This is a genomic window from Xylanimonas ulmi (genome assembly GCF_004216535.1).
GTDB classification, from domain to species: Bacteria; Actinomycetota; Actinomycetes; order Actinomycetales; family Cellulomonadaceae; genus Xylanimonas; species Xylanimonas ulmi.
Window position 1 is genome coordinate 3449093 of record NZ_SGWX01000001.1, and the last position, 21669, is coordinate 3470761.

Genomic DNA, 21669 nt, shown 5'->3' on the forward strand with positions numbered 1-21669 from the left:
CACCGAGGACCGGTACCTCGACCGAGGACCGGTACCTCGGCGGGGTGGAGTGAAGGGAGGCGGGGGTTGTGACCGGGCAGGATTGGATCGAGAAGGACTTCTATAGCGCGTTGGGCGTCGCCAAGGACGCTGACGACGCGGCGATCAAGAAGGCGTACCGCAAGCTCGCGCGCCAGTACCACCCCGACCAGAACCAGGGCGACGCCAAGGCGGAGGCCAAGTTCAAGGAGATCGGCGAGGCGTACGCCGTGCTGTCCGACGCCGAGCAGCGCAAGCAGTACGACGCCATCCGGACGATGGCGGGCGGCGGCGCGCGGTTCCAGGCCGGCGGCCCAGGCGCGGGCGGCGGCGGGTTCGAGGACATCTTCGGCGCGATGTTCGGCGGGGGAGCCCCCGGCGACTCGCGCGTGCGCTACTCGACGGCGGGCGGCGGCGGATTCGAGGACATCCTCGGGTCGATGTTCGCCGGAGCCGGAGCCGGAGCCGGAGGCGGGCGCGGCTTCGGCGGCGGGCGCCGTGCGGGCTTCCAAGCACCCGAGAAGGGCGCCGACCTCGCCGCCGAGACGACGCTGCCGCTGCGCACCGCGGTGCAGGGCGCCACCGTCGAGCTCACCGTCGACGGCAAGAAGGTCACGACCCGCATCCCCGCGGGCGTCAACGACGGGCAGAAGCTGCGCATCCGCGGCAAGGGCCGACCCGGCGGCGCCGGAGGCGCGGCGGGCGACCTGGTCATCACCGTCCACGTGGGCGCCCACCCGGTGTTCACCCTGTCGGGCCGCGACCTGCGCGCGAGCGCGCCGGTCACGTTCGCGGAGGCCGCGCTCGGCGCGCAGATCGAGGTGCCGACGCTCGGCGGCGACACGGTGCGCCTCAAGGTTCCGGCCGGCACGCCGTCGGGCCGCGTGCTGCGCGTCAAGGGCCGCGGCGTGACGACGCCCAAGGGCACGGGCGACCTGCTCGTGACGGTGCAGGTCGTGGTGCCGCAGAAACTCAGCAAGAAGGCCAAGGAGGCGCTGGAGGCGTTCGCCGCCGAGAGCGACCACGTCGACCTGCGCGCCGACCTGGTGGCGCGCGCCGCCCAGGCCTGAGCCATGAGTGACGACGCCCCTGTCCTGACCGTCTCCCAGGCCGCCGCGCTCGCGGGCATGCACCCGCAGACGCTGCGCCAGTACGACCGGCTGGGCCTGGTCGTGCCGCGGCGGACGATCGGGCGGGGGCGGCGCTACTCGCGCCGCGACGTCGAGAACCTGCTCGAGGTGCAGCGGCTCGCGCAGGTCGAGGGCATCAACCTCGCCGGGATCAAGCGCATCCTCGACCTGGAGCGGCACGTCAGCGCACTGGAGGGGCAACTCGCCCAACTTCTGGCCTACCAGGCCGAGCAGTACCAGGCCGAGCGCCGCGTGTTCGCCGCGGGCACGGAGGGCGACGTCGTCGTGGTGCAGCGTGGGCGGCGCGTGCGGTATTCGGACCTGCGTGAGGGCGACTCGCGGGCCGCGAGCGGCGCGCTCGTGCTGTGGCGTCCGAGCCGGGGGTCGCGCGAGGGCTGACGCCGGCGCGCACCGTCAGCGCGTGCGGCCGGTCTGTGTTTCGGCGCGTCGGCGGATGTGGCGCTCTCCGCGTGCGCGCGGGTCAACGCCCGAGGTGGCCCAAGAGGTCGACGGCGTCGGCGTGCGTGGCCGGCAGCCTCTCGATCCACACGCGTGTGGGACGGCGCATCGCGCCCGCCAAGCCGAGGATCTCGGCGTTCTTCTCCACCACGCGACGCAGCGTCTGCGCCAGGTGCGGGGTGACGTTCGTGCGCGAGGTCAGGACGGCGTACAGGCCGTCGGTCAGCACCGCCATGGGGTGCCCTTCGCCGAAGACTTGGTCGAGGGTGCGCCCCACGGTCGCCGACCGTGCGGTGCGCCGCCACGTGTCGAGGTCGTCGAGCGCGACGTCGAGCACCACGAGGCACGCGGTCTCAGCCACCGCGGTCCCCGAGCGCTGCGCCTCTCCGTACGCCTCGCGGAGGCGTTCGCCCAGGTAGTCGGCCGTGGGCAGCCCCGTCGAGGGGTCGCGGACGGATGCCTGGCTCGCGGCTCCCTGGCTCTCGGCCCAGCCGACCGCCACGGCGCGCAGCGCCGCCGGGTCCGTGGGGCAGCCGGTCGTGCGGTACAGGCACATGACATCGTCGAGGGCCTCGCCCATTCCGACACCGGCCACGGCGCGCGCGGCGCCCAAGCGCTGGGCGGCGGCGACGGGGCTGCGGTCGGCCTCGACGGCCTCGGCGAGCGCGTCGACGGCGGGGTGATACCAGTCACTCGGTCGCAGCCAGACGTCCGCGAGGCTCGTGGCGCGCCAGCGGTCGCGCAACTCGGCGGCCCTTGGCACGCCAGCCTGGAACCTGCTCACGTCACACACCCCCCATGGCGTCCCATCATCGCCCACCGTCGCGCGTTCAACCACCCATCGCTTCTGTCCACAGTGTGGTTTCACCCTCGGCAGGTGGGTGACACGCACCTATAGTGACCAAGGTAACCCAAGGTGTCCCTTGGGATAGGTGTGGCTGCCCGAGGTCGGGAGTACGGAACGGACGTCTATGTCGAATCAGACGATCAGTTCCCTTCGCCGAGCGATGCGGAGCTGATCGTCGGGGTGCGCTCGGGAGACCTGAGCGCGTACGGCGAGCTCTACGGGCGGCACGCCGCCGCGGCTCGGCGGCTGGCGCAGTCGTACGTCCGCAACGCCTCCGACGCCGACGACGTCGTCTCGGACGCCTTCGCCCGGGTGCTCGGCGTTCTGCAGGCAGGCCAGGGTCCCGACCAGATGTTCCGCGCCTACCTCTTCACCGTCGTGCGCAATGTCGCGGTCGAGATGACCCGCGGTAACCAGCGCATGCGCCCGACCGGGGACACCGCCACGTTCGAGTCGGCCCTGTCTGCGGAGCCCTCGTCGGAGGACCCGGCTCTGGCCGGCTTCGAGAAGACCGTCGTGTCGCGCGCCTACCAGAGCCTGCCCGAACGCTGGCAGGCCGTGCTCTGGTACACCGAGGTCGAGGGCTGCACGCCCGCTCAGATCGCGCCGATCCTCGGCCTGACCCCGAACGGCGTCTCGGCGCTCGCCTACCGTGCGCGCGAGGGCCTGCGGGTCGGATACCTCCAGCAGCACCTGTCGAGCGAGCCCGCCGATGGGTGTCGGACGGTCAACGCGCTGCTGGGCGGGTACGTGCGTGGTGCGCTCGCCAACCGTGAGGTCGCGAAGGTCGACGCCCACCTCAAGGAGTGCGGCGACTGCCGCACCCTCGTTCTTGAGCTGTCCGACGTCGCACACGGGATGCGTGGCGTGATCGCGCCGCTCGTGCTCGGCGTCGCCGGGCTCGGGCTGCTCGGCGCGCTCCCGTTGGGCGCCCTTGCCGGTTCGACGGCGGCCGCGGCGGCCACCGGGGCCGCTGCGACGGGCGCGGCTGCGACCGGCGCGGCTGCGACGGGCGCGGCGTCCGCTGCGGGTACGGCCGCCGCCGGAACTGCTGCTGCGGGTACGGCCGCCGCCGGAACTGCTGCCGCAGGCACCGCCGCCGCCGCCGGCACGGCCGCCGCCGGGACCGCCGCGGCTGCCACCGGGTCCGCCGTCGCCACCTCGGTCGCCGTGACGGCGGGCGCCGGAGCGCTCGTCGGCGGCACCGGCATGGCCGCAGCGGCGGGCGCGGTCGCCGTCGCCGCCGTCGGTGTGGTGACGATGCTTCAGACCTTGGCGCCGGTCACCGACGTCCCCGCGCCCACGCCGACGTCGATCGTCCAGCAGGCGCCCTCGGTCTTCGATCCGCCGTCGATCTCCGGCCCGGTGGACATCGGGCCGTCGGACACCTCGGTGCTGGGGCAGGCGATGATCGTCGCCGAGCCGGCGAAGCTCTCGGTCGTGCCGGTCATCACGGGAACGCTGGAGCCGCGCGTCCCGCAGCGGGTCGCGATGCGTGTGGTCAACACCGGCGAGCAGATCGCGCGGGACGCCACGGCCCGTCTCACGCTGGCGCCCGGTCTCGAACCTGACTTCACCCACCTGGTGTTCGGGAATGCCGCGTCGGTCCTCGGCCTGCCGATCTCGGCCGCGGCGCTGCGCTGCGAGCTGGCGGACGACGGCAGCGGCGACGTCGTGTGCCACCTCGGTGACATCGAGGGTGGGGCGACCGCGACGGTGGAGTTCGACGTCGTCGCACGCGCTGGGGGCACGTACGGGATCGACGGGGAGGTGTGGGCCGCTGGGGTCGAGCGCACCGCTGTCGCGTTGCCGCCTGCCGCAGTCGACACGTTCGGTCCGGAGCTGACGGCCCAGCTGGGTGACGTGCCGAGCCTGGCGAACCCCGGGACGGGCGACCTGCCGCTGAGCGTCGTCAACACGGGTGACCAGGACGCCCCCGTGGGCTGGTCGCTCAGCGTCACCCTGCCTGACGGGCTGCTGCTCGCGGGAGCCGACGGCGTCGCCTGCGCGCCGGACGATGGCGCGCCGCAGACCGTGACCTGCGCCGCGGTCGAGGCAGCGCCGATGGCGCCGGGCGACGGGTTGTTGGCGACGCTGCACCTGGTCGCCGCGGCGACGGCCCACGACGGCGTGCGCCGCGTCGACGCGGTTCCCGTCGTCGCCGACGGCGGTCACGTCGTCTCGGGCAGGAGCGCCGTGACCGTGGCGCCCGCGTGGCAGGGCGCCGCGCCCGACGGCGGCGTCGTCGCGCAGTGCGCCGCGACGGGTGGGGTCGGGGTGGCCGACGCCGTCGTCGCCGGCACGTACCGCAACACGACGACGCAGCCGCTCACCGTCCGACTCGACGCGGCCGGATCCTCGGCGACCTCGCGCGTGCTGGCTCCTGGGGAGAGCGTCGACCTGGTGGCCCACGACGGCATCCGCGTGCCCGCGGGCGCCGCCACCTGGACCGTCACGGTGCCGGCCGGCGGCGTCGACTACTCGACGACCTTCTCCGCCGGCGGGTTCGACGCCGTGGACTGCTACGACCCGCCGTGGGACGTCACGACCGATGTGATCGCGCAGAACGTCGGCGGGCAGGTGCGCCTGATCGGTGTGATCACCAACGCGACGAACGAGCCGTTCCGGGCCGACATGAGCGCGGGCGGACTCACGAGCGCGTCGGTGAGCGTCGCCGCCGGTGAGACGGCCCGCCTGCCGATCGACACGGGCCGGACCTCGGCGCCGGACGGCGTGGCGACCTTCGACCTGTACCGCTGGGTGGCCGACTCCGACGGCGACCTGCCGACCAAGGGGGTCGTTCCGCGGGAGGTTCCGACCGCCGCGTACACGGGCGCCACGGTGGCGCCCGCCCTCGGCGCGCTCGACGGCGACATCCTCGATCCGGCCTGCGTCTACGACCCGAGCACCGAGACGTCGACCCAGGTGGCGCGCATCCCGCTCGACAACACCGGCTCGACGCTGCCCGTCACGTTCACGGTCGGAGGTCTGACGTTCCCGGTGCCGGCGGGCGCATCGCGGATCGCCGACGTGCCCGTCGCCTTCGGGACGACGTCGCTGGCGGTGCTCGCCGATGGGCGTCCGATCGGTGAGGCGCCGACGCCGGTGTCGAGCTGCGCGGCGCTCGACTGGCCGCAGGGTGTGACCGCCTCTGCGCCGACCCAGTGCTCGGCGCAGTCGCGGCCCGAGGTCGCCGTGTCACTGGCCTCGGACGGCGCCGCCGCGTACACGGCCAGGGCCAAGCGCGGTGGTGGCCCGTGGAGCGACGACGTCGCGGCCGAGTCGGGCAACGTGACCGTGGCCTCGTGGCCCCTCGGCCGGGGCCTGACCGCCCGGGGCGGGAAGGTGACCGTCGAGCTCGCGCGTGTGATCGAGGGCAAGGAGCACTCGGTGACACGCACGGTCGAGTACGACGCCGTCGACTGCACCGTCGTCGCGCCCGACGCCCACCTGGAGCTCGGAGACATCACGGTCACCGACAAGGGCAGCCCGACCTCGACGCGCAGCGCCCAGGTGGTGCTCGACAACCGCGGCTCCAACGTGTCGGTGCGCTTCACCGTCGACGGTGGCGCGCACGACACCGTGGTGGTGCCCGCGGGCGCGACCAGGACGGTGGACGCCGGCGTCGTGCTCGGCCGCACGGGCGCCAGCTACGCGGTCTCGACGCGGACCTGGTCGACGACGCTGACGGTCGATCCGTTCACCGGGACGACCGGCTGGTGCGCTCCGGCCTGGGACCGCGCGACTGAGGCGAGCGGGGGCTACGGCGTCGGCGCCCAGGTGAGCTTCGGGTCGAAGGGCTACACCTACCTCGGTCCGGCGGCGCCGCAGTCCCCGTCCTCGGCGCCGCAGTCCCCGTCATCCCCGTCATCCCCGTCATCCCCGTCGTCGTCCGAGGCGGCCTCCGCCGAGCAGACCTCGACGGCGTCACAGTCCGCGGGCGGTGACGCCGACCGCGACCGAGGCGCGACGTGGGGCTCGAACTGGGGCGCGGGCTGGGGTCAGGAGCGCGGTCGCCACGCGGCCGGCGCCGGCGCCGGCGCCTCGCGCGGCGTGATCGGGGTCGTGTTCGCCTCGGACGCGTGGGTCGTGACGCCGCAGTGGAGCCGCGCCTGGCAGTCCACGGGGGTCTGCGAGTCGCGCTGAGTCGCTCTGGGTCGCTCCGGGTCGCTCAGACCGAGCCGCTCAGACGATGCCGTACAGCCGGTCGCCCGCGTCGCCGAGCCCGGGGACGATGTACTTCTTGTCGTTGAGCCGCTCGTCGACGGCGGCCACGACGACCTGGACGTCGACGCGGTCGCCGACAGCCTTCTCGACGACCTCCAGGCCCTCGGGCGCGGCGAGCAGGCACACGCAGGTGACGTCGCGCGCGCCGCGCTCGAGCGCATAGTCGATCGCGGCGACCAGCGTGCCGCCCGTCGCGAGCATCGGGTCGAGCAGGAAGACCTGCCGGTCGGTCAGGTCGTCGGGCAGCCGGTTGGCGTAGGTGACCGCCTCGTAGGTGGTCTCGTCGCGCAGCAGGCCCAGGAATCCGACCTCGGCCGTGGGCAGCAGGCGGGTCATGCCGTCGAGCATGCCGAGGCCGGCGCGCAGGATCGGGATGACGATCGGGCTGGGCTCGGACAGCTTGACGCCGGTGGTCGCGGTCACGGGCGTCTCGATGTCGTGCGGGTGCGTGCGCACGTGCCGGGTCGCCTCGTAGGCGAGTAGGGTCACCAACTCGTCGACGAGCAGCCGGAACGTCGCCGACGGCGTGTTCTTGTCGCGCAGGACGGTGAGCTTGTGGGCGACCAGCGGGTGGTCGGCGACGTGCAGGCGCATGGGCCCCACGCTACCGGCCCGACCGCGTTGACGACGGCCGGCCTGGCGCGAAGCCCGCGGGGCGTGACCGGGGCGCGGGCGACGACGTCGTCCGGGGACACGCGCGCCGTCGCACGCCACCTGCGCAGGGGCGCGGTCTATAGGCTGCTTGCGAGCCTGAGGACCGCGGGAGGGTGCGTGAGCGACGACGACGCCGGAGGCGTGCGCGCCGCAGGCCTCGCGCTGCCCTGGGCGCAGGGCACGTTCCCGCCCGCAGGCCTGTCCGAGCGGCGCGTGGTGTGGGACGCCCTCATGGGCATGGCGCTGCACGAGGCGAGCCACGCGATCGCGTCAGGCGACGTGCCGGTCGGCGCCCTCGTCGTCGGACCGGATGGGCGGCTGCTGGGGTTGGGCCGCAACCGGCGCGAGGAGACGGGCGACCCGACCGCGCACGCCGAGGTGCTCGCGCTGCGCCAGGCCGCGATGTCGCGCGGACAGTGGCGGCTGGATGGCTGCACCCTGGTCGTGACGCTTGAGCCGTGCGCCATGTGCGCCGGGGCGCTCGTCGCGGCGCGTGTGCGCCGGCTCGTGCTGGGCGCCTGGGACCCCAAGGCCGGGGCGAGTGGATCGGTGTGGGACCTGGTGCGCGACCAGCGGGCCAACCACGCCGTCGAAGTCGTGGGCGGCGTGCGCGAGCAGGAGTGCGCCGACCTGCTGAGGGCATTCTTCGAGCCGCATCGGGAGCGAACGTGAAGGTCGTCTTCGAACCGGGCAACATCTGGCGCACGGGGTTGGTGGTGCTCGCGCTCATCGCGCTCGCCGCCACCGTGATGGCGGTGCTGGACGCGGGTGGCTCGCTGCTGTTCACCGTGTTCACCGCGTGGTTCGTGTCGCTCGCGATGGAGCCCGCGGTCAGCCGACTGGCCCGGCGCATGCCCCGGGCCGCGGCGACCGGGCTGGTCATGCTCGCCGTCGTGCTGTTCCTGGGGACCTTCTTCACGCTGTTCGGCAACCTCGTGGTCCAGCAGATCTCGTCGCTGGTGCAGGGGATCCCGGGGCTCATCGACCAGGCGCTCGACTGGTCCTACGAGCAGTTCGGCGTGCGCTACTCGCTGGAGGACCTGCTCGCCCAGGTCCAGGCCAACGCGGGCAGCGCCGCCACCTTCGCGACCCAGATCGCCGGCGGCATCGTGGCGGTCATCGGCTCGATCGCGGGCGCCGTGGGCACGTTCTTCATCTTCGCGCTCATGCTCTTCTACCTGTCGGCCGACGGCCCGCGCCTGCGCCGCTGGATGGCGTCGCTATTCCCGCCCCGCGCGCAGGAGGCGACGCTCGTGGTGTGGGACACCATGGCCGACAAGACCGGCCGATACGTCGGCGCGCGCCTGCTGCTGGCGACCGTCAACGCGTTCTGCAGCGCCATCGTGTTCGGGGTCATCGGGCTGCCCTCCTGGCTGGCGCTCGCGCTGTGGACGGGCATCCTGGCGCAGTTCATCCCCGCGATCGGCACGTACATCTCGATCGCCCTGCCGGTGCTTGTGGGCCTGCTGAGCCCCAACCCGTGGCTCGGGGTCATCGTGCTCGGCTGGGGTGTGCTGTACCAGCAGGTCGAGAACCTGACGATCGAGCCGCGCATCAGCTCGCGCGCCGTCAACGTGCACCCGGCGGTGAGCTTCGGGTCCGTGATCCTCGGGTCCTCGATGTTCGGCATCGCGGGAGCGCTGCTCGCCGTGCCCGTCGTGGCCATGCTGCTTTCCTTGCTGGAGCTGTACCGCACGCGGTACGAGCTGGTGCCCGCGCTCGCCGCCGACGCCGCCGCGCCCGATCCTGGCGCGACGCGGACCTCGGACGGGGCCCGGGCCGCGAGGGCCGGTGCCGCCGGCGCCCCCGGAGCAGGGGCGGCGTCGGGCGCGGGCGCGTCGCGGGACCGAGCAGCGGGCCCGGCACACGACGGGACCGGGAGGCTCGACAGGCCCGAGGGGTCCCCGGGGCCCGACGCGCCGGGCACGGAGCCCGGGGCAACCACGCCGCGCGAACCAGGCCCGACGGGCTGAGCATGGGGGAATGGCCGCACCCGACCCCGACGAGCCCGGCTCTACGGGCATAGCGAAGCCCGCCCCCGTCGCCGCAGACGCGTCGTCGCCGGCAACCGCGGCCGCGTCGTCGTCGTCGCCCATCGCGGGCACACCCGGGCAGCCGGTGTTGCGTCGCGTCGCGACGCTGCTCGCCCCCTACAAGGGCCAGCTGCTGCTGGTGGCGGTGGCCGTCGTCATCAGCGCCGGGCTCACGAGCGTGGCCCCGTTCCTGACCCGCGCGGTGTTCGACGACGCGCTGTTCCCGGTGGGCCCGACGGGCGCCGTCGCGCCGCCGGACCTGCGGCTGCTCGCCTGGCTCATCGGGGGGCTCGTCGCGATCCCGCTGGTGAGCGCGCTCATCGGCGTCGGGCAGACCTGGCTGACCACGCGCATCGGCAACGGCGCCATGGCCGATCTGCGCGTCGCGCTGTTCGAGCATCTGGAGCGCATGGAGCTCGCGTTCTTCACCTCGACGCGCACGGGCGACATCCAGTCGCGCCTGGCCAACGACGTCAGCGGGGTGCGCTCGGTGCTCACCTCGACCGCGACCACCATCCTGCAGAACGTCGTCACCGTCATCGCGGCATTCGTGTCGATGGTCCTGCTGAGCTGGCAGCTCACCATCATCACGCTCGTGCTCATGCCGCTGTTCATGGTCATCCAGGTGCGGGTGGGCAAGCGGCGCAAGGCGCTGCAGCGGCGCACGCAGGAGTCGCTGTCGGAGATGACCGCGATCACCGAGGAGTCGCTCGGCGTCTCGGGCGTGCTGCTGGCCAAGGTGTTCAACCGCGCCGACGTCGAGGTGGCCCGCTACCGGCGCGAGAACCGCCGCCAGACGCGTCTTCAGGTGCGCAACGCGATGACCGGGCAGACCTTCTTCTCGATCGTCTCGACCTTCTTCGGCCTCACGCCCGCGATCGTGTACCTGGTGGCTGGGCTGCTCATCAACGGAGGCACGCTGGTCGGCGGCGCCACCCTGACGGCCGGCACCATCATCGCGTTCACCACGTTGCAGTCACGGCTGCAGCAGCCGCTCGTGCAGCTCATGCGCGTCACGCTCGACGTGCAGACGTCGTTCGCGCTGTTCGCGCGCCTGTTCGAGTACCTCGACCTTGAGCCCGCGATCACCGACCGCCCGGGCGCGCGCGTGCTGCGCAAGAGCGACGTGCGCGGCGATGTCGAACTGCGTGACGTGTGGTTCCGCTACCCGTCCACCCGCGCCGAGTCCGCGCCCGGCGGGGCGGCGTCGTCGTCGTCCGACGGCGGTGGGCGCCGCGGGGCTGGTGGGCGCGGCGGGGCTGGCGGCGGCACAGGTGGCGGCGCAGGCGGCCGCCGCGGGCCGCGGGGCCGCTCCGGGCGCGGGTATCGGGCGCTCGAGGTGCCCATGGTCGCGGCCCTGACCGACATGGCGGGCGCCAACGTGCTGCCGCCGACGTCGGCGCCAGGCCTCGCGGCGGCCGTCTCCCTGCGCGTCTCCGAGCCTCTGGTCGTGCCCGCCGAAACCACGCGAGGCGCCACGCACCCGCTGGTTGAGCCTGTCGAAACCACGCGAGGCGCCACGCACCCGCTGGTTGAGCCTGTCGAAACCACGCGTCGCGCCACCCACTCGCCGATTGAGCCCGCCGAAACCGCCCCGCCGTCCCCGACCCCGCTGCCCGAGGCCCGCAAGTACCTCGACATCGACGTGACCGACCTCGCCCAGGTGGGCGAAGACCTCGACGCAGACGGCCGCATCTCCGACGACGAGAAGTGGGCGCTCGCGGACCTCTCACTCACGGTGCGCGCCGGGCAGCTCGCGGCGCTCGTCGGGCCGTCGGGCTCGGGCAAGACCACGCTGACGTACCTGGTGCCGCGCCTGCACGAGGTGACCCGCGGCGCCGTCCTCGTCGACGGCGTCGACGTGCGCGACGTGACGCTCGGATCGCTGGCCGACGTCGTCGGCATGGTCACGCAGGAGCCCTACCTGTTCCACGGCACGATCACCGAGAACCTGCGCTACGCCCGCGCCGACGCGACGGACGCGGAGATTGTGGAGGCGTGCCGCGCGGCCAACATCCACGACCGGATCATGAGCTTCGCCGACGGGTACGAGACGATCACGGGGGAGCGCGGATTCCGGCTGTCGGGCGGCGAGAAGCAGCGGTTGTCGATCGCGCGCGTGCTCATCAAGGACCCGCGCATCCTCATCCTCGACGAGGCGACCTCGGCCCTGGACACCGCCACCGAGCGACTGGTGCAGCAGGCGCTCGAACGCGCCATGGCCGACCGCACGACGTTCGCGATCGCGCATCGCCTGTCGACCATCATGAACGCCGACGTCATCTTCGGAATCGCTGACGGGCGCCTCGTGGAGCAGGGCACGCACGCCGAGCTCTTGGAGCGCGGAGGGCTGTACGCGCGGCTGTACCAGGAGCAGTTCGGCGCGGGCGCGGTCGAGGCGCGACTCGCAGACGCAGTCCAGTTCGCCGACGGCGCCACGCTGCCGCGCGCGGCCACGCACCCGAAGCCCGACGTCGCGATCTGACCCCCGGGTGGTCGAGCCCGTCGAAACCACCCCCACACCCTGCTCGCTCAAGGCGTCCGCGCTGGCCACGAGGTTATCCACAGGGCGCTTGGGCGTGGTCGTCGGCCTGGCTATCTTGACGCCTGTTGGGGTCGGTCGACGAGGGGACTGCTCGGATGGGTCACAGGGTGCGTCGGGGCGCCGCGGTGCTGGGGGCGCTCATACTGCTGGGCGGCGTCGGGTGCTCGCCTGATGGCCGCGGGCCCGATGGGAGCCGGTTCGACGGGAGTTCGCCGGCTGGCGTCGCGAGCGCCGACACCGAGGTGACCGACTCGCCGCCGGAGCCCAGCCCAACGCCGTCGCGCGTCGTGGTCAAGCCCGAGCGTCCCGCCGCGATGGACGACGACGGCCCCGCCGGCGCCGAGGCCGCAGCGGTCTATTTCGTGAAACTGGACTCGTATACGCAGGCGACCGGAGACACGGCCGAGTGGGAGGCGATGTCACACGAGGTCTGTGGCTTTTGTGCAGGGCGACTCGCGCAGGCGCAGAGGATCGCGGAGCGCGGCGATGCTTTTGTCGGAGGCGAACTCTGTGCCGAGGTTCGGCACACCTATCGGATGGACTTGCCAACCGGAATCTGGCCCATCGACCTCGATATCGCCGAAAGCCCAACGCGGATCATCAGGCCAGATGGGACCGTTGCCTTCGAGACGGGTGAGTCGCGTTACGTCAAACGCGTTGAGGTCGCGCGTCGCCATGGCGCCTGGGTCGTGTTCACCGTCGGTTCAATTCCGGAGAGCTAGCGTGCGAGTGACAACAGGACTCCTGGCGGCGAGCCTCGCCGCTGGATCTCTGACCGGCGTTCCATCCGCTGTCGGCGCCGATCGCGAGGGCTACTACGGGTTCGTCGATGGTGACGTTGGCGAGTTCCAGGTCGAGGCGGAGGATTCTGCGTGGGAGTCGTCGGGTGGGGGCCGGACGGAGAAGGAGCAGTCGTTGCCGGCGGAGTTGTTCTTCCGGGCGGATGCGACCTATTGCGCGCTCGCCTCTGCGGGGTCGGACTGGATCGAGTCGTCTCCGAGCGGCCCGTGTGGCGAGGACGCCCTGTATGAGTTCACGCTGCCGCCCTGCCAGGACGGGTCCTACGAGCTCGCCCCCCTGTGGGTCCAACGCCTGCGGCCGGACGGGACGTACGGGACCCCCGAGCTCGTCTCGGGACGTCAGTGCGTGACCGCCGCGGACCTGCAGGCCGAGGCGCGTCGGGAGTTCGCGACCCTGCACGTGCCCACCCCCGACGCGACCTTGCAGACCGCGTCCCCGACCCTGCTGGTCAACGCCTGGTACCCCGCCCACACCACCGCCACCCCCATCACGCGCGAGGCCACCCTGCTCGGCGTGCCCGTCCAGGTCCGCGCCATCCCCACCCAGTACACCTGGGACTTCGACGACCCGTTCTCCCCCACCGGACCCACCCTGACCACCACCGACCCCGGCAGGGCGTGGACCCCCGGCGACGGCGACGTCGACCACACCTGGACCGCGCACGCCTGGACCCGCCTCGGCGACCCCGACACCCCCACCGGCAAGAACGCCGAAACCCACCGCGCCGCCAACGGCGCGAAATACCGCACCAACGTCACCATCACCCTGACCACCACCTGGCAAGGCCAATACCGCATCCTCGGCGCCCCGACCTGGACCACCATCCCCGACACCCTCACCACCACCAGCCCCGCCGGGACCTACACCCTCACCGAGGCCCGCACCCACCTGTACTGCGACACCCTCAACGGGGACACCACCTGCTAAGAGGGCGGGAGGGGCTGGGGCCTTCGGCTTGCCTGCGACGACTCACAGCGCAGGGATGCGCACCCCGAAGACCTCGCGGAGCGCCCGGCGGGCGGCGTGGTAGCCCGTCATCCCATGCACGCCGGGACCGGGAGGCGTCGACGCGGAGCACAGGTAGACCCCGCCGCCGACGCCATACGGGTCGAGCCGAGCCGAGGGGCGCGCGATCATCTGCCACATCGTGACGGCTCCGGCCGCGATGTCCCCGCCCACATAGTTCGCGTTGTGATCCGGCATGCGGGATGCCGGCACGCACCGCGAGGCGACGACGACGTCGCGGAAGCCGGGGGCGAACCGTTCGATCTGCGCGGTGACGGCCTGCGTGACGTCGAGCGTCGACCCTGACGGCACGTGCGCGTATGCCCACAGGGGGCGTCGTCCGTCGACGGCGCGTCCTGGGTCGACGACCGATGGGTCGCTGACCAGCACCATCGGGCGGTCTGCGTGCCGCCCGGCGTGCACTTCGGCCTCGGCGTGCGCCATCTGGGCTCGCGTCCCGCCGACGTGCACCGTCCCGGCGCGGGCGATCGCGCCGTCGTGCTCGGGATCGGACCAGGGCACCGGTCCGGAGAGCACGAAGTCGACCTTCGCGGCGGCGTCGCCGTGGCGGAACCGCGTCAGCGCGCGCCGCACGCGCTCGGGCACGGCGTCGCCGACGACGTCGAGCAGCGTGCGGGGAGTGGTGTCGAACAGGTAGGCGCGGGCCGGTGGCAGATCGGCGCGCGACCGCACCCGGTGTCCCGTGACGACGTCGCCGCCGTGCGCCCGCAGGTCCCGCAGGAGAGCGTCGACGATCGCCTGCGAACCGCCTCGCGGAATCGGCCACCCGCCGCCAACGCCGCCGCCACCACCACCACCACCGCTGCCGCCGCCGCCGCTGCCTCCAACGTCGTCGTCGTCGTGTTCGAGCATTCGTCGCGAGTTCGAGTCCCCGGGTGCTCGAACTCTCGACGGATGCTCGAACTCGCGGGGTGGGGGTGCTGCTGCGGGGGTGGCGTGGGCGAGGGCGCCGAGGAGGAGCGCGGTTCCTGACGCGGCGAGCGACGGCAGCGGCGTGATCGTGTGCGCGGCGACGCCGGTCAGCAGCGCGGCCGCCTCCGGGGTTCGCCAACGCAGGTTCCACGCGGGGCTGCCCTGCTCCAGCACGCCGAGCCCGAATCGGGCGGCGCCAAGCAGGCCCGCGCCGAGCGCGCCGCCGCCGAGCGCGCCCCCACTGAGTCCTGGGGGCGCCGACCGCTTGTCGCCCAGCCCGACGGCGGTCACCGCCCGCCACTGGTCCGACGCCGGGCCCAGGAGCGAGCGCCAGGCGCCGCCGTCGGGCCCGAGCCGCTCGATGGTCGCGTCGAGCGAGTGGAACGCGACCGCCGCGGGCCGCCCGTCGATCGGCTGCGTGTACGACACCTCGGGGGTGAGCAGCTCCACGCCGTGCGCCGCGAGGTCGAACGCGCGGAAGAACGGCGACGCCCACGCCATCGGGTGCACGGCCGAGCACACGTCATGCACGACGCCGGGCGCGAGCCCGAGGTCGAGCGTGCGCGCACCGCCGCCGATGGTCTCTTCAGCCTCGAGGACCGTCACGCGCAGCCCCGCGCGGGCGAGCGTCACGGCCGCGGCGAGTCCGCCGGGCCCCGAGCCGATGACGACGGCGTCGTCCACATGCGCCTCCCCGTTTCAGGCCACCATCCAATCACCGCGACGGGGGCGAGCCGCTGTCCGGCGGCCCTGGACCCTGTCCCGCCGCCGTCGGACGGTGCTACCTTGCCAGCGCCCGCAACCTTGAGGAGCCTTGATGGTCTGCGCCGAAGCGCGGCAGCGACGCCGCGCCCGAGCGGTCACGTACGGCATGGTCGCGGTGCTGCTGGTGGCCGCGGTCACCCACGTCGAGCTGTGGCCGTTGACGTCCTTCCGCCTGTTCAGCAGCGTGCGCACTGGAGGCGGCGCCGCCTACGAGCTCACCGCCGTCGCCGACGACGGCGCGCGCACCCGCGTCCCGGCCCGCGGGCAACTGCTCGCCGCGCTCCCGCGCCGATCGCCCGACGCCGCCGTCGCGCAGGTGGACGCGTGGCTCGGCGATGCCGGGATCGACCCGGCGTCGGTCGACGTCGTCGTCCTGGAGCGCGCGTCCTGGCGCCTCGACCCGGAGACGCTCACGCGCCGGGAGACCGGCCGCGAGGTCGTCCTGGAGGTGCGGCCGTGAGCGCGGCCGCCTGGCTCGGGCGCGAGCGGCGCCGGTTCGACGCGCTGCTCATCGCCCCCGGCGAGGCGCGCCACGCCCGCTGGGTGCACGCGGGCGTCGCCGCCGTCGTCGGGCTGCGGTTGGCCGCGCGGGACTGGACCGTGCTCGCGGACCGCGATCCGGCCCTGCGCACGCACACCAACCTCTTGGGGTGGGCGCCGGACCTGCCCGCCTCGGCGCTGATCGCTCTACAGGTGGTCGGTGTGCTGGCAGCGGTGGCGGCGATCGCGCGGCTGCGGCCGCGGGTGGCGTTCGCGGTCGCGTGGGCGTGCTATCTGGTGCTGTGCGGCCTGTGGACGAGCTCGGGCAAGGTCATGCACAACGACGTGCTGACGGTGTGGGTGGGCGCGGTGTGGCTGTTCGCGTCGCCGCCGGGGCGCGGTGTGCGGCCCAGGGAGCGCGGCGCGGGTTGGGGTTGGCCGCCGCGCGCGAGCCTCGCGGTGCTCGGCTGCGTCTACTTTCTGACGGGGTTCCAAAAGCTTGTCCACAGCGGGCCGCGGTGGGCGTTCTCGGACAACATGACGTGGGTGCTGCTCGAGGGCGCGCACGGCAGCCCGTTCGGGGCCGCGTTCCCGCAGGCGATCGCGCACCTTCCGGTGATCCCCCAGGCCCTCGCGACCGGGGCGCTTCTGCTCGAGCTGACGGCTCCGCTCTGGTTGTACTGGCGCTGGACGCGTGCGCCGTTCGCGCTCGCCGTGGCGGTGATGCACACGAGCATCTGGGCCTGCCTCGGCCTCGACTACTCGGCGTGGGTGCTCACGGCCGCGGCCGTCGCGCTGCCCACCGGGCTCACGCCGTGGCTTGCGGCGCTCGAACGCCGACGTCGCCCCGACGGCGTCGGGCCGATGGCGAGCGCCGCCCGCGACCGCTCTACCGTGCGGTGAGCAGCGCCGTCAGCGCCGTGAGCGTCTCGGTGACCCCGGCGTCGACCTTGACCGTCGCGAGCGGGTCACCGCGCGTCTCGCCCCGGTTGACGATGACCACCGGCTTGCCCGCCTTGGCCGCGTGCCGCACGAATCGCAGCCCGCTCATCACCGTGAGCGACGTGCCCGCCACGAGCAGCGCGCCGGCGTCGTCGACCATGGCGTAGGCCCGCGCGACGCGCTCGCGCGGCACTGACTCGCCGAAGTAGACGATCTCGGGCTTGAGCACGCCGCCGCAGAACTCGCACGGCGCGGGCCGGAAATGGGCGGTCTGCTCGATGACGGCGTCGGCGTCGGGAGCGACCTCGACGTCGGTCACGCTGCGGACGCCGCCAACCACCTCGTCGAGGAAGTGCGGGTTGAGCGCGGTGAGCCGGTCGGCCAGGTGCGCACGGGAGATGACGCGGCCGCACTGCAGGCACACGACGCGGTCGGAGCGTCCGTGCAGGTCGATGACCTTGCGTGAGCCCGCCTCCTCATGCAGGAGGTCGACGTTCTGCGTGATGACGCCGCGCACCAGGCCGCGGTCCTCCAGGGCGGCGAGCGCGCGGTGTCCGCCGTTGGGCCGCGTGCGGCGCACGTGCTGCCAGCCCACGTGATTGCGCGCCCAGTAGTGGCGGCGGAACGCCTCGTCGCCGACGAACTGCTGGTAGGTCATGGGATTGCGGGGCGGCGCGTCGGGGCTGCGGTAGTCGGGGATGCCCGAGTCGGTCGAGACGCCCGCGCCGGTCAGGGCGGTGAACGTCAGGCCGCGCAGCACGCGGGCAGCGTCGTCGACCGTGCCGCGGCGCACGACGGCGTCGTCGGGCAGGGTCCAGGTGCGCTGTTGGTACGTGGGCGCCTTGAGGATCGGACTCGGGCGTGCGTCGGCGGGCACGGGTCGAGCCTACGGCGCGCTCGCGCGTGCCCGCGCGCAGCGGGGACGCCCCGCTCATACTCCGAAGATGGGCACTCACGAGCCGGAGGGCTGGTGGCGCAGGCTCAGCGCGGACGTGCGGCGTTGGCTCAAGGAGAATCCGCGCTCGGAGCTCAGCACCACGATCTTCGACGCCGTGATCGGCGCCGGCGGCCCCTACCGCAGCGACCCCGACCGGCATCCCGACGAGTTGCCCGATGGCCGCCTGCTGAGCGACGAGGCGTGGGAGTACATCAAGGAGCAGCCGCACCCCGACGAGGTGCTCGACGAGGGGCCCGACGCACTCGACGAGGGGCTCGACGACAGAGGGTAGGCGTCGCGCGGCGCGATCCGACGCGGTCGGCGGGCGCCGCCGGGAGCGGGATTTGGGGCGTGCGGTCGGAGCGGGTATCCTCGGACGGCCGGTTGCGACCGGCAAGGTAGCGTGTCCGAGCGGCCTAAGGAGCACGCCTCGAAAGCGTGTGTGGGTGAAAGTCCACCGTGGGTTCAAATCCCACCGCTACCGCCCCCGCAAGAGCCCCAGCCGCAGAATCGTGCGGCTGGGGCTCTTCGCATTCCGCCGTACTGCTTTTTCACTGCTTTTTCGTTCCCGCGGCCAGGTCTGCGGAGGCCTGGGTGACGAGCTGATCGATGACGACTCGCAGGTCCGGAGCGAGGCGATTCCGCTTCACGTAGTGCAGCCGCGTCGTCGCCTCGCCGGCGTGGCCCAGCTGCGCGGAGGCGGAGGCGATCGACGTCGTGTTGGCGACCATCGTGCCGACCGTGCGCCGGAAGTCGTGCGGTCGGATGTCGAGTCCGGTGCCCTGCTGCGCGTGCTTGAGTTGGGTCCGGACGTTCGAGGGCGAGCGCGGCCTTGCGGTCGACGTCGGGAACACGAGCCCGTCGGGACCGCCATCGAGGCCAAGGTCGAGAGCCTCGCGAAGCGCGACGACGACGAAGTTCGGCAGGCTGATGGTTCGACGAGACGAGTCGGACTTCGGCATCGGTTGGCGCAGGAGCTTTCCGCCGGCCCGGACCACCGTCCCCTCGACCGTCAGGGTCGGCACCTCCGCATCGAGGTCGAGATCCTCCTCCCGGAGTGCAAGACACTCGCCAATCCGTAGCCCGGTGCCGAGCATCGTGTCGACGATCTGCGGCAGCATCGACACGTTCCGCAACCCTCGGATGGCCGGCCTGTCCTCCCATGCCCGGACGGCCTTGCGGAGAAGGGCGATGTCCTCGAGCGGGATGGTCCTCACCTCGCCGCGCTTCGGCGTCCGCACGGTCATCGCGTCGCGCACGGGATTGTGGGGAGCGGCGCCGTACCGAACGCACAGCATCATGACCTGCTGCATGACGTTCCGGCACTGCCTTGCAGTCGCGTACTTCCGCGCCTTCGTGAGCGCCATGAGCACCCGGTTCACAGCGACCGGTGTCACCTCGCGGACGCGGAGTGCGCCGAGCGCTGGTCGGAGATCCCGGTCGAGCACCCCGACGTACTTCTCCATCGACTGCGGAACGACCTGAGCCTCCGCATGTTTCTCGGCGACCCACTGGTCGAAGACGACGTTCATCCGGGTTTCGGGTGCGATCGGCATCAACCCGCCGACCGTGGCGTCGGTGACGACGCGATGGGGCTTGTCCTCCAGGCGGCGCTGCGCCTCGGCTCCCGATGCACCACGCGCTTCGTACTTGCGGATCACTCCCGCGAAGTCCCGGTAGGACGCCCGAGCCCGCCACACGCCAGGGGACAGTTCCTGCCGCGTGATCACACCCCAGCGACCGGGGTCGAGCGGAACCCTGGGCATCAGTCAGCCCTCCCGCCGGTCGTCGGTCACCGCGTCGAGCCATTCCTCGACGTCGTCGGGCCGGTACCGCAGGCGGCCACCGACGTGGATCACCTTCGGCCCGCCGCCGTGGCTCGACCAGGCGTACACGCAGTACATCGTCACGCCGAGGTACTCGGCGAGTTCCGCGGGCGTCATCAGTCGCCGACGGGTGGTCTGTTCGGTCGTGCTGCTCATCTCGGGTTCCCCTCTCTCGGATGGTGCTCGCTTGTTCGTGACGGTGCTCGGCTCGCCACTGCGCGTACTCGCGGGCGCGCGCGGCTGCGGCGTCGGCGAGAGCCGTGTCCCCGATGCGAGGCCAGCCGGTGCCCTGGAACGTCCAGGCGCCGACGACGAGCGTGGTCTCTTCCTCGTCGGCCAGGAGGCGGGCTTCGAGGTCGCGGGTGTCGAGGGTCTCGCCGCGGCGCCGGGACTCAGCGAGCAGCCGGGCCGCGCGAGGCCGGCGGGCGCGGAGGCGGCCGAGGGTCACGGAGTAGTGGCGTGACTTGGTGGAGAAGTGGCCCCGGAAGCCGAGCATGGTGGACCAGTGACCGAGGAGCGCGGAGGGGTTCTCCTTGCAGTCGCCGCACAGGCCAGGGTGACGATCCCCGGCGCGCTCGTCACACCCGAACGGGCAGCCCGTGAGCGCGCGAGCCGCGAGGGACCGGCACGTCTCCATGATCCGTTCGTGGTGCGGCGCCGGTCGCGAAGGGTCGACGCCGGCCGACTTCGTGGCGTACTTGGCGAGGAAGGCCGCCACCTGTTCAGCGGTGATCTCGTCGCCGACAACGCCGCCCTCGCGCACGACCCGCACGTTGGTCTGCACGCCGAGGTGGAGTTCGCGCGCGATGTCCTCGTCGTCCACAGGGGCCGCGGTGACGACGACGGCAGTGGCGGCCGCGGTGACGATGTCGCACACCCGCGAGGCGGTGATCGGCGCGGGGAGCCCGGTCCGTCCGGCCCGTCGACACGGATGAGCGCGTGGAAGTGGACCACTCCACCGCCCGGATTGAGGCGGCCTCGTTGGCGTACGAGCGCCAGCGGAGCCGTCGGTCCGTTGCCACCAAGACGTGCTGCACGCCGAGGTCGCTGCGCCGACGCCGGAACGCGTTCGTCGTCGTGGACCGGAAGCCCTTCCGAGGGCGACGGACCGCGCCGAGCTCGTGCCCGAACGTCGCGGCCAGGACGGAGATCGGCCGCTCGCGTGAAGCGTGGTCAGCGATCCAGACGGACAGCCGCACGACGACGGCCAGGCCGATCCCGACGGACAGCAACGAGAAGCCGATGCCGGTGCGGTACAGCAGCGCCGCCCCAAGCGCAGCCAGCAGCGGGACGATCATCACCACGCGAAGGCGAAGGCGGGCGATGTAGTACCCGGGAGGGCCGAGGTACGTCATGTCGACGTCGTAGATCTCGTCGTCGTCGTCCGGGAGGCGCATGATGGCTCACGCCCCACCGACCAGGCCGAACAGCCAAGCGCTGATCTCGTCGGCCTTGCCAGACAGGACCATCCCGAGGAACAGCAACCCGACCAGGGCGACGCCCATCTTGGTCACCGCCTTCGAGACGTTGCCTGCGTTGCCGGCCCACAGCACCCCGATCGCGATGACGATCAGGATCAGCGGGACCAGGTTGGTCTCGATCCACCCGGCGATGCCGGTCGTAGCAAACATGAGGGTCCCCGTTCGTTCAGCGTGAAACACATACCGTCTAATGCGTTACACGTTGCGCCGATCTGGAGTGATCGCAAGGGGTCTGGCGGAACAGGTGGAGAACGGCTGCCGGACCGCCCGCCGAGGGTCAGGCGTCGGGGTGCTGCGCCAGGAACGCGCGGGCCTGCTCGGCCGTCGTGATCGTCTGCTGCTGCGTCCTCTGGATGTAGGCCACCATGCTCTTGGACAGGCCAACATCGGCGGCAACTTTCCCGAGCGTGGCCCCGGGGATCGCGAGCATCGCCAGCACCTCCGCGTCGCGGTCCAGACGCGCACGGCGGTCAGCTTCAGCCGCCTTCGCCTGACGCGTGATCGCAGCACGAGCGCGGGCGCGGTGCTCGTCGTACTCAGAGCTCGGCGACTCAACCATGCTCGAGACTGTACGCGCGCAACGTGC

General features: G+C 72.6%; 19 protein-coding genes, 1 tRNA gene and 1 pseudogene. 12 read left to right on the plus strand and 9 right to left on the minus strand.

The window, feature by feature from the left end:
* The first annotated feature begins 68 nt into the window (after positions 1–68).
* Positions 69–1088: a DnaJ C-terminal domain-containing protein gene (locus EV386_RS15845; protein WP_130416276.1), complete on the plus strand. Its 1020-nt coding sequence runs from the start codon at positions 69–71 to the stop codon at positions 1086–1088.
* 3 nt (positions 1089–1091) lie between these two features.
* Positions 1092–1547: a heat shock protein transcriptional repressor HspR gene (locus tag EV386_RS15850; protein WP_130416277.1), complete on the plus strand. Its 456-nt coding sequence runs from the start codon at positions 1092–1094 to the stop codon at positions 1545–1547.
* 82 nt (positions 1548–1629) lie between these two features.
* Here EV386_RS15850 and EV386_RS15855 read toward each other — a convergent pair whose 3' ends face one another.
* Positions 1630–2391, minus strand: coding sequence for a hypothetical protein (locus EV386_RS15855; RefSeq protein WP_130416278.1), 762 nt, complete (start codon positions 2389–2391; stop codon positions 1630–1632).
* Between the two features lie 150 nt (positions 2392–2541).
* Between EV386_RS15855 and EV386_RS15860 the strand changes: the two genes are divergently transcribed.
* Positions 2542–6600, plus strand: coding sequence for a sigma-70 family RNA polymerase sigma factor (locus EV386_RS15860; RefSeq protein WP_165399971.1), 4059 nt, complete (start codon positions 2542–2544; stop codon positions 6598–6600).
* A 39-nt stretch (positions 6601–6639) separates the two neighbouring features.
* Here the strand turns inward: EV386_RS15860 and upp are convergent, their stop codons facing one another.
* The gene (gene upp, locus EV386_RS15865; protein ID WP_130416280.1) at positions 6640–7275 is read right to left on the minus strand and encodes a uracil phosphoribosyltransferase; all 636 of its coding nucleotides are present in this window, start codon (positions 7273–7275) and stop codon (positions 6640–6642) included.
* Between the two features lie 291 nt (positions 7276–7566).
* Between upp and EV386_RS15870 the strand changes: the two genes are divergently transcribed.
* The 5 genes from EV386_RS15870 to EV386_RS15890 all read left to right on the plus strand — a co-directional run bounded on the left by EV386_RS15870 (position 7567) and on the right by EV386_RS15890 (position 13641).
* A complete protein-coding gene (locus EV386_RS15870) occupies positions 7567–8007 on the plus strand; it encodes a nucleoside deaminase (RefSeq protein WP_130416987.1) in 441 nt (146 codons plus the stop codon).
* Entirely contained in the window at positions 8004–9308 is a 1305-nt protein-coding gene (locus EV386_RS15875) for an AI-2E family transporter (protein WP_242608005.1), read from the plus strand. Before EV386_RS15870 ends, EV386_RS15875 begins: the two co-directional genes overlap by 4 nt.
* 10 nt (positions 9309–9318) lie before the next feature.
* Positions 9319–11853 carry an ABC transporter ATP-binding protein gene (locus tag EV386_RS15880; protein WP_130416281.1) on the plus strand — a complete coding sequence of 845 codons (2535 nt, stop codon included), beginning with the start codon at positions 9319–9321 and terminating at the stop codon, positions 11851–11853.
* 302 nt (positions 11854–12155) lie between these two features.
* Complete coding sequence (locus tag EV386_RS15885; protein WP_130416282.1) at positions 12156–12635, plus strand: DUF6318 family protein; 480 nt, start codon at positions 12156–12158, stop codon at positions 12633–12635.
* Position 12636: 1 nt separating this feature from the next.
* The gene (locus EV386_RS15890; RefSeq protein WP_130416283.1) at positions 12637–13641 is read left to right on the plus strand and encodes a hypothetical protein; all 1005 of its coding nucleotides are present in this window, start codon (positions 12637–12639) and stop codon (positions 13639–13641) included.
* A gap of 42 nt (positions 13642–13683) precedes the next feature.
* On the opposite strand, the gene EV386_RS15895 is transcribed toward EV386_RS15890, so the two are convergent.
* Complete coding sequence (locus EV386_RS15895) at positions 13684–15336, minus strand: phytoene desaturase family protein (protein ID WP_130416284.1); 1653 nt, start codon at positions 15334–15336, stop codon at positions 13684–13686.
* A 133-nt stretch (positions 15337–15469) separates the two neighbouring features.
* Here EV386_RS15895 and EV386_RS15900 point away from each other — a divergent pair, with 133 nt between their 5' ends.
* Both EV386_RS15900 and EV386_RS15905 read left to right on the plus strand, forming a co-directional pair.
* Positions 15470–15877 carry a hypothetical protein gene (locus EV386_RS15900; RefSeq protein ID WP_130416285.1) on the plus strand — a complete coding sequence of 136 codons (408 nt, stop codon included), beginning with the start codon at positions 15470–15472 and terminating at the stop codon, positions 15875–15877.
* Positions 15874–16800 carry a hypothetical protein gene (locus EV386_RS15905; RefSeq protein WP_207216553.1) on the plus strand — a complete coding sequence of 309 codons (927 nt, stop codon included), beginning with the start codon at positions 15874–15876 and terminating at the stop codon, positions 16798–16800. Before EV386_RS15900 ends, EV386_RS15905 begins: the two co-directional genes overlap by 4 nt.
* Here EV386_RS15905 and EV386_RS15910 read toward each other — a convergent pair.
* The gene (locus EV386_RS15910; protein WP_242608113.1) at positions 16787–17632 is read right to left on the minus strand and encodes an NAD-dependent protein deacetylase; all 846 of its coding nucleotides are present in this window, start codon (positions 17630–17632) and stop codon (positions 16787–16789) included. The two genes, EV386_RS15905 and EV386_RS15910, sit on opposite strands and share 14 nt — an antisense overlap.
* 151 nt (positions 17633–17783) lie before the next feature.
* Here EV386_RS15910 and EV386_RS15915 point away from each other — a divergent pair, with 151 nt between their 5' ends.
* Together EV386_RS15915 and EV386_RS15920 are read left to right on the plus strand one after the other, a co-directional pair.
* Positions 17784–18068, plus strand: coding sequence for a hypothetical protein (locus EV386_RS15915; protein WP_130416286.1), 285 nt, complete (start codon positions 17784–17786; stop codon positions 18066–18068).
* Between the two features lie 105 nt (positions 18069–18173).
* Positions 18174–18260 (plus strand) — tRNA-Ser (locus tag EV386_RS15920).
* A 67-nt stretch (positions 18261–18327) separates the two neighbouring features.
* Here the strand turns inward: EV386_RS15920 and EV386_RS15925 are convergent.
* From EV386_RS15925 to EV386_RS15945, 5 genes and pseudogenes are all read right to left on the minus strand, one after another.
* Positions 18328–19437 carry a tyrosine-type recombinase/integrase gene (locus EV386_RS15925; protein ID WP_165399972.1) on the minus strand — a complete coding sequence of 370 codons (1110 nt, stop codon included), beginning with the start codon at positions 19435–19437 and terminating at the stop codon, positions 18328–18330.
* A 108-nt stretch (positions 19438–19545) separates the two neighbouring features.
* On the minus strand, positions 19546–19758 hold the full coding sequence (locus tag EV386_RS15930) for a helix-turn-helix transcriptional regulator (RefSeq protein WP_207216554.1): 213 nt from the start codon (positions 19756–19758) through the stop codon (positions 19546–19548).
* A 139-nt stretch (positions 19759–19897) separates the two neighbouring features.
* A pseudogene (locus EV386_RS19020) lies at positions 19898–20479 on the minus strand (replication initiator); the annotation flags it as partial.
* A 526-nt stretch (positions 20480–21005) separates the two neighbouring features.
* Positions 21006–21233 carry a hypothetical protein gene (locus EV386_RS15940; protein WP_130416289.1) on the minus strand — a complete coding sequence of 76 codons (228 nt, stop codon included), beginning with the start codon at positions 21231–21233 and terminating at the stop codon, positions 21006–21008.
* Positions 21234–21360: 127 nt separating this feature from the next.
* Entirely contained in the window at positions 21361–21642 is a 282-nt protein-coding gene (locus EV386_RS15945) for a hypothetical protein (RefSeq protein ID WP_130416290.1), read from the minus strand.
* Positions 21643–21669: the final 27 nt, after the last annotated feature.

What these genes read in the sequence shown, in the direction of transcription:
- upp (WP_130416280.1), bottom strand. Translation starts at nt 7,275, where the DNA reads ATGCGCCTGCACGTCGCCGACCACCCGCTGGTCGCCCACAAGCTCACC.
- EV386_RS15850 (WP_130416277.1), top strand. Translation starts at nt 1,092, where the DNA reads ATGAGTGACGACGCCCCTGTCCTGACCGTCTCCCAGGCCGCCGCGCTC.
- EV386_RS15915 (WP_130416286.1), top strand. Translation starts at nt 17,784, where the DNA reads ATGGGCACTCACGAGCCGGAGGGCTGGTGGCGCAGGCTCAGCGCGGAC.
- EV386_RS15900 (WP_130416285.1), top strand. Translation starts at nt 15,470, where the DNA reads ATGGTCTGCGCCGAAGCGCGGCAGCGACGCCGCGCCCGAGCGGTCACG.
- EV386_RS15945 (WP_130416290.1), bottom strand. Translation starts at nt 21,642, where the DNA reads ATGGTTGAGTCGCCGAGCTCTGAGTACGACGAGCACCGCGCCCGCGCT.
- EV386_RS15880 (WP_130416281.1), top strand. Translation starts at nt 9,319, where the DNA reads ATGGCCGCACCCGACCCCGACGAGCCCGGCTCTACGGGCATAGCGAAG.
- EV386_RS15930 (WP_207216554.1), bottom strand. Translation starts at nt 19,758, where the DNA reads ATGAGCAGCACGACCGAACAGACCACCCGTCGGCGACTGATGACGCCC.
- EV386_RS15940 (WP_130416289.1), bottom strand. Translation starts at nt 21,233, where the DNA reads ATGTTTGCTACGACCGGCATCGCCGGGTGGATCGAGACCAACCTGGTC.
- EV386_RS15870 (WP_130416987.1), top strand. Translation starts at nt 7,567, where the DNA reads ATGGGCATGGCGCTGCACGAGGCGAGCCACGCGATCGCGTCAGGCGAC.